This is a genomic window from Stenotrophomonas sp. A3_2, assembly GCF_036624925.1.
GTDB classification, from domain to species: Bacteria; Pseudomonadota; Gammaproteobacteria; order Xanthomonadales; family Xanthomonadaceae; genus Stenotrophomonas; species Stenotrophomonas hibiscicola.
Genome location: NZ_JAZKVY010000338.1, coordinates 25,811 through 40,590 on the forward strand (window position 1 = coordinate 25,811; position 14,780 = coordinate 40,590).

Genomic DNA, 14,780 nt, shown 5'->3' on the forward strand with positions numbered 1-14,780 from the left:
GAAGGACGTAAAGGCCAGGGCACGGAGGTGTTAGCATCAGAGGGCATGAATCCTGCTCCGAACCTGATCCTGATCGGCCCGATGGGCGCCGGCAAAACCTGCATCGGCCGCCGCCTGGCCGAGCGCTTCACGCTGGACTTCGTCGATGTCGACCAGGCCATCGTCGACGCCGCCGGCGCCAGCATCCCGACCATTTTCGAGCACGCCGGCGAAGCCGGCTTCCGCAGCCATGAGCGGCAGGCCTTGGCCCGCGTGCTCGAAGGCCGAGGCCAACTGGTCTCCACCGGCGGCGGAGCGGTGCTGGATCCGGACAACCGCGCATTGATTGCCCGGCGCGGCTTCGTGGTCTACCTGCGGGTCGGCGTGGCCGCGCAGCTGGAACGCCTGGCCCGCGACAAGGGCCGGCCGCTGCTGCAGCGCCCGGACCGCGAGCAGGTGCTGCATGATCTGGCCGCACAGCGCGACCCGCTGTACCGAGAACTGGCCGACCTCACGCTCGATACCGACCCGTATACCGCTGCCGACGCGACTGCCCAACTGGTAGTCAAGCTGGCCACGCAATGGCAGCGCCAGGACATGACCACATGACTTCCCCCGCCTTGCTGCAGGTCGCCGTTGGCGGCGATCGCCCCTACTCCATCACCATCGGCGCCGGTGCCCTGGCCGATGGCGCTGCACTGGTTTCACACGTGCGCGGCCGCCATGTGCTGCTGCTCAGCGACAGCGAAGTGGCTCCGCGCTATCTGGCGTCGGCCAAGCAGACGCTGTTGGCCGCACGCCCCGACCTGATCGTCGGCGAGCACGTGCTGGCCGCCGGCGAAGCCTCCAAGACGCTGGCCGAATTCGGCCGTGCCATCGAAGCGCTGGCTGCGCTCGGCGCCACCCGCGATGCCTGCGTGTTCGCGCTGGGCGGCGGCGTGGTCGGTGATCTGGCCGGCTTCGCCGCGGCCTGCTGGATGCGGGGCGTGGACTGCGTGCAGCTGCCCACCACCCTGCTGGCGATGGTCGATTCGTCAGTCGGTGGCAAGACCGCGGTCGACATTCCCGCCGGCAAGAACCTGGTCGGCGCCTTCCATCCACCGCGCGCGGTCATCGCCGATACCCGCGTGCTGGCCAGCCTGCCAGCGCGCGAGCTGCGTGCCGGCCTGGCCGAAGTGGTGAAGTACGGCGCGCTGGGCGATGCCGTGTTCTTCGAATGGCTGCAGCAGCATGCCGATGCGCTGCTGGCCGGCGAGGATGCCACGCTGGCCGAAGCCATCGCGCGCAGCTGCCGGCACAAGGCCGCCATCGTCGAGCGCGATCCATTCGAGAAGGGCGAGCGTGCCCTGCTCAACCTCGGCCACACCTTCGGCCATGCCATCGAAACCGAGCAGGGCTACTCCGCGCCCGGCCGCGATGCGCTGAACCATGGCGAGGCGGTGGCGGTGGGCATGGTGCTGGCGGCGAAGCTGTCCACCGACCTGGGCCTGGCCGACGATGCCGACCGCGCGCGCCTGCAGGCACTGCTGGAACGCCTGGGCCTGCCGGTGGCAATCCCGGCCGGGCTCGACCCGCAGGCCCTGCTCGGCCGCATGCGCCTGGACAAGAAGAACGTGGCCGGCCGCCTGCGCCTGGTGCTGTGGCGCGGCATGGGGCGTGCCGAAGTGGTGCCGGACGTGGATGAGGCGGCGGTGCTGAAGGTGCTGTCGGGCCGGTAGAGCCGAGATGCGCGAGGGGATTGCCGGCCAGCGGCCGGCACTACCGGGATGCGCGGGAGGATTGCCAGCCAGCAGCCGGCACGACCGGGCTGCGCGACCGTGCCGGCCAGCGGCCGGCACGGTCGCGTTGCGGCCGGGGTCACTCTGGCCCCGCTACAATCGTCGGCATGCACGTCTACCTGCAACATCCCGACGCCGGCGCGCAGGCACCGCGCTTCCTGCGCCTGAGCCTGCAGCCGGACCTGTTCGGCGGCTGGGAACTGTTGCGCGAGAGCGGTCGCGTCGGTGGCCGCTCGCAGCTGCGGCGCGAGCTGTTCCTGCAGGCCGACGAAGCCCGCCATGCCTTCGAGAAGGCCCGCGATGCCGAACTGCATCGCGGTTTCCAGATCCTCTCGCACGGCGACTGACGCCGCTGCCAACTTTCGTCCAAGGAATGCCCATCGTGACCAGCCCTCTCCGCAACGATCGCCTGCTGCGCGCCCTGCGCCGCGAACCGGTGGACTGCACCCCTGTCTGGCTGATGCGCCAGGCCGGCCGCTACCTGCCGGAGTACCGCGCGACCCGGGCCAAGGCCGGCAGCTTCCTGGCCATGGCCAAGACCCCGGAGATTGCCTGCGAAGTCACCCTGCAGCCGCTGCGCCGCTTCCCGCTGGATGCGGCCATCCTGTTCTCGGACATCCTCACCATTCCCGATGCGATGGGCCTGGAGCTGTACTTCGTCGAAGGCGAAGGCCCGAAGTTCCGGCACCCGGTGCGTGACGAAGCCGCCATCGCCCGGCTGGCGGTGCCGGACATGGAACAGGACCTGGGCTACGTGATGGATGCGGTACGGCTGATCCGCCGCGAACTGGACGGCCAGGTGCCGCTGATCGGCTTCTCCGGCAGCCCGTGGACACTGGCCTGCTACATGGTGGAAGGCGGTGGCAGCAAGGACTTTGCGCGCATCAAGGCCATGGCACTGAACCACCCGCAGGCCCTGCACCGCCTGCTGGAGGTCACCACCGACGCTGTGATCGCCTACCTTGGCGCGCAGCGCGCGGCCGGTGCGCAGGCGCTGCAGGTGTTCGACACCTGGGGTGGCGTGCTGTCGCCGTCGATGTACCGCGAGTTCTCGCTGCGCTACCTGCAGCGCATCGCCGAAGGCCTGGACCGTGGCCAAGGCAGCGAACGCACGCCGCTGATCCTGTTCGGCAAGGGCACCGGCCTGCACCTGGAAGCACTGTCGCAGACTGGCGCCGACGCGCTGGGCCTGGACTGGACCCTGGACCTGGATGAGGCCATGCGCCGCACCGGCGGCCGCGTCGCCCTGCAGGGCAACCTCGACCCGACCACGCTGTACGCCTCGCCGGATGCGATCGCCGCCGCTGCCGCGCGCGTGCTCGACACCTATGCCGCTGGCAATGGTGGTTCGCGCGAGGGCCATGTGTTCAACCTCGGCCATGGCATGTCGCCGGACATGGACCCGGCGCATGTACAGGTGCTGGTCGACGCAGTGCACGCGCACAGCCAACGCTGAGCATTCCGCATGCAGGTACGGCGCGACCTTGATCGCGCCGTGACCCGCAGTGCGCGATCATGGCGGCCCCCCACGCTGCACCGGCCGCACCCCATGTCCACATCGCCATCGACCTACAACCGCCAGCGTCCCCTGCTGTGGCTGGTGTCCCTGGCGATCTTCATGCAGATGCTGGACTCGACCATCGTCAACACGGCGTTGCCGGCGATGGCGGCCAGCCTGGGCGAGAGCCCGCTGCAGATGCAGTCGGTGGTGTTCAGCTATGCGCTGGCGGTGGCCACCTTCATTCCCGCCTCGGGCTGGATTGCCGACCGCTATGGCACCCGGCGCACCTTCCTGGTGGCGATCATCCTGTTCACCCTCGGCTCGCTGGCCTGCGCGTTGGCCCAGCACCTGCACCAGCTGGTCGGTGCGCGCGTGCTGCAGGGCATCGGCGGTGCGATGCTGCTGCCGGTCGGCCGGCTGGCGGTGATGCGCTCGGTGCCACGCGAGGATTTCCTGCGCGCGATGAGCTTCATCGCCATCCCCGCGCTGGTTGGCCCGCTGATCGGCCCCACGCTGGGCGGCTGGCTGGTCGAGATCGCCTCATGGCACTGGGTGTTCCTGATCAACCTGCCGATCGGCGTGATCGGTTTCATCGCCGCGATGAAGATCATGCCCGACCACTACGCCAGCCATCGCACCCGCTTCGACCTGCGCGGCTACGTCATGCTGGCCTTCGCGATGGTGGTGCTGTCGCTGGCGCTGGACGGCATCTCCGGCCTGGGTACGCCACATGCGCTGGTGATGCTGATGACCGTGGCCGGCCTGGCTGCGCTGGTGGGTTACTGGCTGCACGCCGCCAACTCCACCGCGCCGCTGTTTTCGCTGGCCCTGTTCCGTGTGCCCAGCTACCGCATCGGCATCCTCGGCAATCTGTTCTCGCGCATCGGCAGCAGCGCCATGCCGATGCTGATCCCGTTGCTGTTGCAGGTCGGCCTGGGCCTGGGCCCGATGAACGCCGGCCTGATGATGGTGCCGGTGGCGGCGGCCGGCATGGTGTCGAAGAAGCTGGCGGTAAAGCTGGTCGAGCGCTACGGCTACCGCCGCGTACTGATGGTCAACACCGTGCTGGTGGGCCTGGCGATGGCCAGCTTCATCCTGATGACACCGGGCCAGCACCTGGCCTGGCGCCTGCTGCAGCTGGCGTTCTTCGGTGCGGTCAATTCGCTGCAGTTCACCGTGATGAACACCGTAACCCTGCGCGACCTGGACCGCGAGTTCGCCAGTTCCGGCAACAGCCTGCTGTCGATGGTGATGATGCTCGCCGCCGGTTTCGGCGCTGCGGCGGCCGGCAGCCTGCTGGCCGCGTTCGGTAACCACCTGGACAGCAACAGCGCGACCGCCGCGCTGCATGCCACGTTCCTTTGTGTGGGCGCGATCACCCTGACCTCGACGATGATCTTCTGGCAGCTGCCCGATACCAAGCCGGAGCCACGGCAGGTCGAGCACGTCGCGGAGTGAGGGTGGTTCGGCAGGGCCTGCGGCCCTGCACCTGCAGAGGCTTCAAGCCAAGGCAACAGCAACAGCAAAAGCAGGCATTCCGTGGGATGGCGGGGCGGTGTGGGCTTGCAGGACACGCCGTAAACCCCCCTCCGGGGTCCGGCCCAGCCGCTGGCGGCTGTGCGTTCGGGCGCTTGCGAAGCAGTGCTTCGCAAGCAAAGCGCCCTCACCCATGGGGGGCTCGATGGCGCCATCCATGGCGCCAACGGTCCTGCAAGCCCACACCGCCCCACCTCTGACAGATTTTCGCGATCGGGTAGATCCACGCCATGCGTGGATGAGCGTCCATTGAAATCGAACATTTCGATATCTGTGAGATTTGAGCCGAGCATGGCTCGGCTCTACACAGGGCGCCGGCAGCTCGCGAGAATCTGTCGAAGGCGGGGTGGGTCCGGTTGCGGGGGCGTGAGCCGCATGGGCCCGAGGCATGCCTCGGGCGGGTTGGGCAGGACGCCCAACCCCGGTCTTGCCGTGTGCGCAGGATTGCGCACAGGAGCAAGCGGCGACCGAGCTTACATGGGTGAGGGCGCTTTGCTTGCGAAGCACTGCTTCGCAAGCGCCCGAACGCACAGCCGCCAGCGGCTGGGCCGGGCCCCGGAGGGGGACTTGCAGCGTCCCCCGTAACCGGACCCACCCCGCCATCCCACAGGAAGCCAGCTTTTGCTTCGGCTGTTGCTGTTGCTCCGGCTTGCAGCAGGTGCAGGGCCGCAGGCCCTGTCGCCGCACCCTACCGCCCCATGACCCTGGCGATCGCTTCCAGCAGCAGTTCACCGGTCACCGGCTTGCGCAGGAAACCGCCGATGCCGGCCGCTTCCACCTGCTGCTGCAGGTCCGGATCGGTGCGCGCGGTCACGGCAAGCAGCGGCAGCATGTAGCCCTGGTTGCGCAGGTGCTGGGCCAGTTCGAAACCGCTCAGGCCCGGCAGGTCCAGGTCCAGCAGGCCGACGTCGAAATCGCCGGCACTGATCTCGCGCAGCGCCGCCAGCGCATGGCCTGCATGCACCACCTCATGCCCACGCGCACTCAGCAGCCCGCGTATCACATCGGCCACGGTCGCGTCGTCTTCCACCAGCAGTACCCGCAATGGCGGCATGTTGGCCGCTTCCTGGCGGTGCGTATCACCCTCTGCCTCGGCATGGGCATCGACCACCATCGGCAACGGCAACGTCACGCCGAAGCAGGTGCCACGACCGAGCTGGCTCTCCACCTGGATCCGCCCTTGCATGGCATGCGCCAGTTCGCGGCAGATTGCCAGGCCCAGGCCACTGCCACCGTACTGTGCAGCGGTGCGTGCGCCATCGGCCTGCTCGAAGCGGCGGAAAAGGCGCTGCTGTTGTTCCTGGCTGATGCCCGGGCCGGTGTCGCGCACTTCGAAATGCAGCGATCGCAGTTCGGCGTCGCTACGGGCGTGCAGGGTGATGGTGCCGCGGCTGGTGAACTTGACCGCATTCGAGAGCAGGTTCAACAGGATCTGCCGTACCCGCATTGCATCGCCGTTGGCCTGCAGGCCGGCGGGCAGCTGGTTGTCGAGCGTGAAACGCAGGCCCTTCTGCGCCGCCAACGGCCCCATCAGCGCGGCCAGGTCCTGCAGCAGGCTGCCCAGTGCGAACGGCTTGTGCTGCAGCTCCAGGCGGCCCGATTCGATCCGCGCCAAGTCCAGCGCATCGTTGACCAGATGCAGCAGGTGCTCGCCGGCATGGCGGATCGATTGTGTATAGCCACGCTGCTGCGGATCCAGCGGCGAGGCCAGCAGCAGCTCGCTCATACCCAGCACACCGGTCATCGGTGTACGTATCTCGTGGCCAAGATTGGCCAGGAAGCGGGTCTTGGCCGCCGACGCCTGTTCGGCCAGTTCCTGCTTGTGCAGCGCAAGCTGGTAGGCGTGGCGACGTTGCAGGCGCCGACGGTAAAGCCAGGCGAACCAGCTGGTCAGCAGCAGCGCGAACGAGGCAAGCATCAACAGGCCGGACAAGCTGCGCCACCACGGTGGCTGCACGCGGAATTCCAGGCTCTGCACACGTGACCAGACATGGTCAGCCGACCGCGCCTGCACTTCCAGCCGATAGCTGCCCGGTGCCAGCCGCGAGAACAAGCGCTCACCGGCCGGCCCCACTTCCACCCAGTCCGGGTCATAGCCGGCCAAGCGGTAACGATAGGTGTTGGACGCCGAATCGGCGAACGACAACAGGCGCGCGACGATGCGCAGATCGCGGTCGCCGTCGGCGATCTGCAACGGCGCGTCGTGGGTGAGGTCCAGCACCTGCTCGTTGCGGCGCACCTCCACCCGCTCGATCACCAGCGGCGCACGCCGCATCGACGGACGTACCTGCTTCGGGTCGAACACCAACACACCGGCCGGTGTACCTGCCACCAGATGACCGTCTGCCGACATCACCAGCGTGTGTTCGCGGAATTCCTGGCTCGGCAGGCCATCGTGCACGCCATACAGGCGCACACTCTGGCCGTCGGCCCCGATGCGCACCAGGCCACGCGCACTGGTTGCCCACGCAACCCCCTGCGCATCGACCACCAGCCCCGAGGCGGAGATCGCCGGGTAGCCCTGCTCTGCACCGATCACGGCCTGCCGCTCCAGCCGGCCCTGGCTCCAGCGGTAGCGCGACAGGCGGCCATCTTCGGACAGCCAGACCTGGCCATCGGTGCCCACGTGCAGTGCATGGATCGCGGTCGCCGGCGCACCCGGCACCGGCTGGAAACGCTCGCTTTCCGGCAGCCACTGCAGCAGGCCACGGCTGCTTGCCAGCCAGATATGGTCCTGTGGCCCGCATTCCACGTCCAGATTGAGCTGGCCCTGCTGCAATCCACGCTGGCCATTATCCAGTTGGCGCCGCAGGCGCCCATCCAGATCGCGTTGCTGAAGCCCCGACGGCAGCATCAGCCAGAGACTGTCACCATCACAGGTCATCATGGATTCGATGACTCCTTCCATGGTCGCGTCGGCGCCGGCATCCCGGCCCCAGCGGCGCAGATCACGCCGCTTCGGGTCATAGCGCAGCAGTGCGTCGTTGGAACCGATCCAGACCTGGCCGCGGCGATCCTCGCGCACCGAGGTCAGCCAGTGCATGCCGTTGACCCAGGTACGGTGCTGTTCGATGCTGCCGGTCTTCGGATCGAAGCGGTCCAGCGCGCCGTGGCTGCCGACCGTCCAGATGCCGCCATTGCTGGAGGGGCTGGTGCCCAGCACGAAGGCATTGCGCAGCGAGCGCGGGTCGTCCTCCAGCCGCGACAGCACCGAGAACTGCCACCAGCGCGGCAACAGGTGCCACAGGCCGGCATTCGTGCTGGCCAACCAGATGCCGCCCTCGCGATCCTCGTAGGCACCTGTCCAGTTCGGGCGCACCGGGCCACGTGCCACCGCGCTGTACAGGGGCACGGCCTGGTACTGGCCATCGACCGCCCGGCCGAGGCCGGTGCGGGTGTCCAGCCAGTGCCCGCCCTGCTCGTCGCGCAGCATCATGCCCAGCACCTGCTCGCCTTCGGGCAGCTTCCAGGACGGTGCCTCGAAACGACCATCGGGACGGCGCACCATGGCACCGGCCATCGTGCTGATCCAAAGGCTGCCATCGGATTCGGCCGTCAAGCCATTAATCAGCAGGCTGGGAATGATGCCGGCCCCGACCCGCTCAAAGTCCGTGCCGGTCCAGCGCGCGACGCCATGCTTGGTGCCGATCCACAGGCTGCCGTCAGCCAGGGTGGCCAGGTACGGCACCGATGCCGCCGGCAGGCTGCGCGGGTTGTTCGCTTCAGGCAGGAAGCGCTGCAACCGGTCCTGGTTGTCCAGGCGGTACAGACCACCTTCGTGGGTGCCGAACCAGACCGAACCATCCGGCGTGGTGGCCAGGCTCCAGACCGTGTTGGTGCCCATCAACGGCTGGCTGCTGCGGTCGTAGAAGTGCAGCTGGCGGCGATCGGCCGACATCCGTACAAGGCCGGCGTTCTCGGTGCCGATCCAGAGCTGGTTGCGGGCATCGACCAGCACCGTCCAGATGCGGTTGTCGCGCAGGCCGTCTTCCGAGCGCCAGATCCGGTAGTTGCGCCCGTCGTAGCGGGCCAGGCCGTCGTTGGTCGCGATCCAGAGGTAACCGTAACGATCCTCGGCCATGCGGTTCACGGTGTTGGACGGCAAGCCGTCGAACACCGTCACCTGGCGCGGGTTCGGTGGCACCGGCTGCGCCGCAGCGGGTGACAGGCCGCACAGGAGGACCAGCAGCAGCATCGCCGCCCGCAGATACACCACCGATTGCCTCCTCACGCTGCTTCTGATGATTCCCGCACTACGGGCGTCGGCATGGTAAACCGAAAGTCGCGACGTTCACGCCCGGCGCTGGCGCATTCAAAGGGCGGTTTGTCGTTTTGCGCGCGCCTGGGCAATGGCAGTCACCAGCATGTCACCGGTCACCGGCTTGCGCAGGAAGCCATCGAACCCAGCCGCCAGGACCTGGGTCTCGGCGTAGGCGTCGGACCGTGCAGTGACCGCCACCAAGGGAAGTTCATAGCCCATGGTGCGCAGCTGCCGGGCGATGGCGGTGCCGTCCAGCGCCGGCAGATCCAGATCAAGCAGGCCCACGTCAAAGCCATCGGTGGCGATCTCCGATAGCGCGCCCAAACCATGCAGCACATGCACCACGTCGTGGCCACGGCCACGCAGCAGGCCGGCGATGACCTCGGCCACGGTCGCGTCATCCTCCACCAGCAGGATGCGTAGTGGCGGCAGCATCGGCAGTACCGGCAATTCGCCCGGCGCATTGGCGGCCTGCCGGTTCCAGAGCAGCGGCAGCCATACCCGGAAGCGGGCGCCCTTGCCCGGCTGGCTGTCCACTTCAATCCGCCCGTTCATGGCCACGGCCAGCTCCTGGCAGATCGCCAGGCCCAGCCCGCTGCCTCCATAGCGCGACGCGGTGCGCGGGCCATCGGCCTGTTCGAAGCGATGGAACAGGCGGTCCTGCTGCTCGGCGTTGATGCCCGGGCCGGTGTCATGCACTTCGAAGCAGAGTCCACCACCGTTGTCTTCCAGCCGCACGGCCAGGCCGACGTGCCCGCGCTCGGTGAACTTGATTGCATTGCCCAGCAGATTGAGCAGGATCTGCCGCACGCGCATCTCGTCGCCACTGACGCTGATCGGCCCAGGTGGATCGTCCCCACGGCGGAACTCCAGATTGCGCTGCGTTGCCATCGGCTGCATCAACGCTTGCACCTGGTCGAGCAGGCTGGCCAGATCGAACGGGCGCAGGTCCAGCTCCAGCCGGCCGGCCTCGATGCGGGCCAGATCCAGCGCGTCATTGACCAGCCGCAGCAGGTGGCTGCCCGCCTGCTGGATCGAGCCTGCATAGCTGCGCTGCACTGGATCCAGCGGGGTGGCCAGCAGCAGTTCGCTCATGCCGAGCACGCCGGTCATCGGCGTGCGCACCTCATGACCCAGCGTGGCCAGGAACCGGCTCTTGGCCTGTGATGCCTGCTCCGCCAGCTGCTGCTTGTGCACGGTCAACTGCCATTGCTGGCGGCGGCGCAGCCGCGCACGGATCGACCACACCACGATGAGCAGCAGCAACGAGCCGATCAGCAGGTAGCCGAAGATCGCCATGCCGCTGCGCCACCAGGGTGGCAAAACCTTTACCTGCAGCCGCTGCGAAGGTGTCCAGGCGCCACTGGCCGTCGCCGCCTGGACTTCAATGACGTAGCTGCCGGTCGGCAGCCGCGACAGCGTGCGTTGGCCGTCACCGCCCTGCTCCACCCAGTTCTGGTCGTAGCCCTGAACCCGGAAGCGGTAGCGGTTGCCCTGCGGGTTGGCATAGGAAAGCAGCCGCGCATCAATCTGCAGGTCACGGTCATCCGGCCCCAGCAACAACGTGCCGCTGGTCGGCAGCGGTTGCCAGCCACGGGCATCATCGCGCCGCACGCGGACCTCGGCGATCACCAGTGACGAAGGCGGCAGCGTGGTATCGGCGGCATTCACATCGAACTCGACCAGGCCGGTCTGGGCCACCGCCAGCACGCGACCGTCGGCATTCACCGCCGGCGGCCGGCTGGTGAACTCGGCGTCGGGCAGGCCATCGCGTTCGTTGAACTGCTGCAGGCGGCGCGCTTTCGGATCCCATCGCAGCAGGCCACGTGGCGTGGTCGCCCACAGGCGGCCGTCTTCGGCCAACGCCAGCCCCCCCATGCTCACCGGCGGCACGCCCGCACTGCCATCAATGCGCTGGATCAGGCGCAGGCTCATGCCATCCCACTGATAGCGCTCGAGCGCACCTTGCCGGGCCAGCCACAGCTGCTGCGGATCGACCCACACCAGGTCATAGATCAGCCCGCGCGAAACGCCCGGCACCGCTTCGAAGCGCCCGGCCTGTTCACGCCAGATCCCCATGTCGCCCATCACCCAGGCCTTGCCCTGGGCATCGAAGCGGATCTGCTCAATCGGTGAATCGGCCGTCTTGCGGAAATCCTCCAGCGGGTAGCTGCGCAGTATGCGGCCGTCGGCACTGCGTTGCTGCAGGCCGAGGTTCATCACCGACAGCCAGACCGTGCCATCGGGGGCCTGCCGCATCAGATCGACGCGCTGGCGCAGGTCCGCGCCCCCGTCGATACGCCAATCGTGCAACGCGCCGGTGGCCGGGTCGTACACGCTGATGCGGCCGGCACGCCCCAGCCACAGGCGCCCGTCCGGCCGCGGCAGCACCGACCACACCGCCCCGCTGCCAATCTCGCGATCGCTGGCCAGCAACCGCAGGGTCCCCTGCGCATCCAGCTGGTACACGCCATGTGCCGAGCCAACGTAGTAGTTCTGGCCATCGCTGGCTGCACTCAACAGGTACTGGCTGTCCAGTGGCTTGCCGTCAAGCTGGTTCCAGATCGAAAACCGGCGCCAGTCCGGGGGCAGGTAGGCCAGGCCCTGGGTCAGCAGCGCCACCCACAATCCGCCCTCGTGGTCCTGCAGCAGATCGAGCACACCACTCTGGGCAGTGAGGAAACCACTGCCGCGGTCGCCATCGAGCCGCCACAGCATGCTGGCATCTCCACGCAACAGGCCATCGGAGGTGCCTGCCCAGTAACCGCCCTGGCGATCAGCCAGCACCAGCGCCGAACGCAGGCGCGCACTGTCGGCCCAGCGTGGACGACTGACCCGGTCCTGCGGGTCGATACGGTAGAGGCCGTCATTCTGGCTGCCGGCCCAGATCGAGCCGTCGGGGTCGCGGCTCAGGCGCAACACGCTCAGCGCCCCCAGTTCGCGCGGTGCGACAGCCTCGAACCCAGTCCCGTTCCAGCGCGCAATGCCCGCCTCGGTGCCGATCCAAAGGCGTCCCTGCGCATCGACCAGGCTGCTGTAGATGGTATTGCTGGGCAATCCCTCGGGACGGGCCGGATCATGCTCGAAGAAGCGCAGGCTGCCATCTTCACCGAAACGGCAGACGCCATGGCCGCTGGTGCCGATCCACAGTGCATCCTCGGCGTAGGCCAGCGTCCAGAACTGGCTCATGCAGGGGCCGTTGACGGTATCAAAGGTCTTGAAGCGGTCGCGGTCGGCATCCAGCCGGGCCACGCCCTTGCCATTGATGCCGACCCAGACGCGGTCCAGGGGATCGACCAGCAGGGTCTCGATTTCGTTGCCGGGCAGCGAGCCCGGCTGCTCCGGATCATGTTCCCACACCCGCAGGTTGCCACCGTCATAGCGCACCAGGCCACCATCGGTGGCGGCCCAGACATGGCCCTGGCGATCCTCGGCCAGCGCCAGCACCATGCGCGAGGGCATGCCTTCGGCGGCACCGAAACGGCGCAGCCGCGGTGTCTCGGCCATGTCCGGGGCCGCAGCCGCCGCGGCAAATGCCATCAGCAGCAGCCCCATTCCCGCGATGCCCCGGCGCCACAGGCGCCAACCGCTCGTCATCCTGAACCCCCTGTCCTGCCCCGATTGTCACACAGCGCCGGGTTCATGGCTGCAACAGGCTGTTTCCACCGGTGGACCCACCACGAACTGTTGCAGCCATGCACGCAACGTTGGCGGGGGGCTGTGCGTATGATCGCAACGTCCCCTTCCGGAGCCCGCCATCGATGCGTCCCTGCCTGGCCCTGCTGCCGATGCTGCTCGCCACCGCTCCCGCCTGGGCCGATGCGGATACCTATCGCCTCGATCCGGTGCATACCCGTGTGCTGTTCACCATCGACCACGCCGGTTACTCGCAGGCGATGGGCACGGTCTCCGGCAGTGAAGGACGCCTGCAGTTCGATCCCGACAACTGGCGCGAAGCCACACTGGACGTCGAGGTGCCCGTGTCGCGATTGGACCTTGGTGATGCCAAATGGAACCAGGCCACGCTGGCGCGCAGCCTGCTGGATGGTGAGCGCTTCCCGAAGGCACACTTCGTCTCCAGTCGGGTCGAACCGATCGATGCAAGGCGCGCCCACGTGATCGGCACCCTGACCCTGCGCGGGGTCAGCCAGGAAATCACGCTGGACGTGACCCTCAACGCCATCAAGCGCTACCCCCTGCCCCCATTCCGACGCACCGCCGGTTTCTCGGCCAGCACCACGCTGAGCCGGCGCGCGTTCGGCATCACCGCCTGGCCAGGCGTCATCGGTGATGCAGTGCAGTTGAGGATCGAGGCTGAAGCCACCCTCGACCGCAGCGACGCCCCGGGAACTCCCGCTCCCGTTCCGCACTCCGACCCCAAGATGGCCCGCTAGAGGACCTTTCATGACCGCCAAGAACACCCCCGCCGCCTGGGGGAGTGTCAGCCAGATCCTGCATTGGTTGATCGCACTGCTGATCCTCGCCCTGGGCGTGGTCGGCCTGACCATGGGCGAGCTGCCCAAGACCCCCAAGTATTTCTGGGTCTATACCGCGCACAAGTCGATCGGCATCACGGTGCTGGCGCTGGTGCTGTTCCGCCTGGGCTGGCGCCTGTATGCCGGTGCGCCGAAGCCGGTGCCGGGCGTGCCCAGCTGGCAGGAACGCATCGCCAGCGCCACCCACGTGCTGCTGTACGTGCTGATGTTCGCCATCCCCCTGTCGGGCTGGCTGTACGACTCGGCCAGCGGCCTGCGCCCGTTCCGCTGGTTCGGCCTGGTGGATGTGCCCAAGCTGAGCGGACCCGACCCGCAGGTTGTCGCGGTGTCACATGCCATCCACGAATACGGCTTCTGGCTCTTGATCGCGGTGGTACTGGCCCATGCCGGTGCCGCCTTCTACCACCACCTGTTCCAGCGCGATGCGACCCTGTCCCGCATGTTGCCGCGCGGCTGGCTTGCCTCCCCTCAGAAGGACTGACCGATGAACCTGAAACTGACCACTCCGGCCGCCGTGGCCGCCGCCCTGGCCGGCATGCTGGCTACCGCCCCGGCGCTCGCTGCCGACTATGCGCAGGCCCCCGGCGCCGGCTCGATCCTGGTGTTCGCGACCAAGTACGACGGCGAGGTGTTCACCGGCAGCTTCCCGGGCTTCGCCACCAAGCTCAGCTTCGACCCGGCCAATCCGGCCGCCGGCTCGCTGGACGTGGTGATCCCGCTGGCCGGTGCCAAGAGTGGCAACAGCGACCGCGACTCGACCCTGCAGGGTGCCGACTTCTTCAACGTCGGCAAGTTCGCCACTGCGCGCTACACCGCCAAAGGCTTCCGCGCGGTCGGCAACGACCTGTTCGCCGCCGATGGCACCCTCGAGCTGCGTGGCGTCAGCAAGCCGGTCACCCTCACCTTCACCTGGAAGCCGGGCGCCCAGCCGGTGCTGACCGGCAAGGCCACGGTCAAGCGCCTGGACTTCGGCGTCGGCGGTGGTGACTGGGCCGATACCAAGACCATCCCGGATGAGACCGCGATCAGCACGATCGTGAAGTTCGACGCGAAATAACACGCCTCCGGTAGTGCCGGCCGCTGGCCGGCATCACCGGGAACAGAGGGGTTGCCGGCCACCGGCCGGCCCTACCGATCGCCCGCCAGCCACGCCTGCACCGTGGGCGCGTCGCACGGCCCGTCCAGCGCGCGGTCATCCCGCTCGTGGGGGAGCACCGGCCCCCCCGCGC

10 protein-coding genes are annotated in these 14,780 nt (G+C 68.1%); 8 read left to right on the forward strand and 2 right to left on the reverse strand.

Annotation, left to right across the window (positions count from 1 at the left end; genetic code table 11):
* The first annotated feature begins 45 nt into the window (after positions 1–45).
* From R5H29_RS16795 to mdtD, 5 genes are all read left to right on the forward strand, one after another.
* Positions 46–588: a shikimate kinase gene (locus R5H29_RS16795; RefSeq protein WP_021204428.1), complete on the forward strand. Its 543-nt coding sequence runs from the start codon at positions 46–48 to the stop codon at positions 586–588.
* Positions 585–1,697 carry a 3-dehydroquinate synthase gene (aroB, locus tag R5H29_RS16800; RefSeq protein ID WP_019660052.1) on the forward strand — a complete coding sequence of 371 codons (1,113 nt, stop codon included), beginning with the start codon at positions 585–587 and terminating at the stop codon, positions 1,695–1,697. Before R5H29_RS16795 ends, aroB begins: the two co-directional genes overlap by 4 nt.
* Before the next feature lie 167 nt (positions 1,698–1,864).
* A complete protein-coding gene (locus tag R5H29_RS16805; RefSeq protein WP_019660053.1) occupies positions 1,865–2,104 on the forward strand; it encodes a WGR domain-containing protein in 240 nt (79 codons plus the stop codon).
* 26 nt (positions 2,105–2,130) lie between these two features.
* Entirely contained in the window at positions 2,131–3,213 is a 1,083-nt protein-coding gene (hemE, locus tag R5H29_RS16810; RefSeq protein ID WP_019660054.1) for a uroporphyrinogen decarboxylase, read from the forward strand.
* A gap of 93 nt (positions 3,214–3,306) precedes the next feature.
* Positions 3,307–4,716 (forward strand): multidrug transporter subunit MdtD, encoded by a 1,410-nt coding sequence (gene mdtD, locus R5H29_RS16815; RefSeq protein WP_026347030.1) that lies wholly within the window; start codon positions 3,307–3,309, stop codon positions 4,714–4,716.
* A gap of 766 nt (positions 4,717–5,482) precedes the next feature.
* Here mdtD and R5H29_RS16820 read toward each other — a convergent pair.
* Positions 5,483–9,010, reverse strand: coding sequence for an ATP-binding protein (locus R5H29_RS16820; protein ID WP_332329510.1), 3,528 nt, complete (start codon positions 9,008–9,010; stop codon positions 5,483–5,485).
* 96 nt (positions 9,011–9,106) lie between these two features.
* Positions 9,107–12,652, reverse strand: coding sequence for an ATP-binding protein (locus tag R5H29_RS16825; RefSeq protein ID WP_332329511.1), 3,546 nt, complete (start codon positions 12,650–12,652; stop codon positions 9,107–9,109).
* Between the two features lie 164 nt (positions 12,653–12,816).
* Between R5H29_RS16825 and R5H29_RS16830 the strand changes: the two genes are divergently transcribed.
* The 3 genes from R5H29_RS16830 to R5H29_RS16840 are packed head-to-tail and all read left to right on the forward strand — an operon-like array spanning position 12,817 to position 14,608.
* A complete protein-coding gene (locus tag R5H29_RS16830; protein ID WP_021202033.1) occupies positions 12,817–13,449 on the forward strand; it encodes a YceI family protein in 633 nt (210 codons plus the stop codon).
* A gap of 10 nt (positions 13,450–13,459) precedes the next feature.
* Entirely contained in the window at positions 13,460–14,032 is a 573-nt protein-coding gene (locus tag R5H29_RS16835; protein ID WP_005410672.1) for a cytochrome b, read from the forward strand.
* A 3-nt stretch (positions 14,033–14,035) separates the two neighbouring features.
* Entirely contained in the window at positions 14,036–14,608 is a 573-nt protein-coding gene (locus R5H29_RS16840; RefSeq protein WP_332329512.1) for a YceI family protein, read from the forward strand.
* The last annotated feature ends 172 nt before the right edge of the window (positions 14,609–14,780 follow it).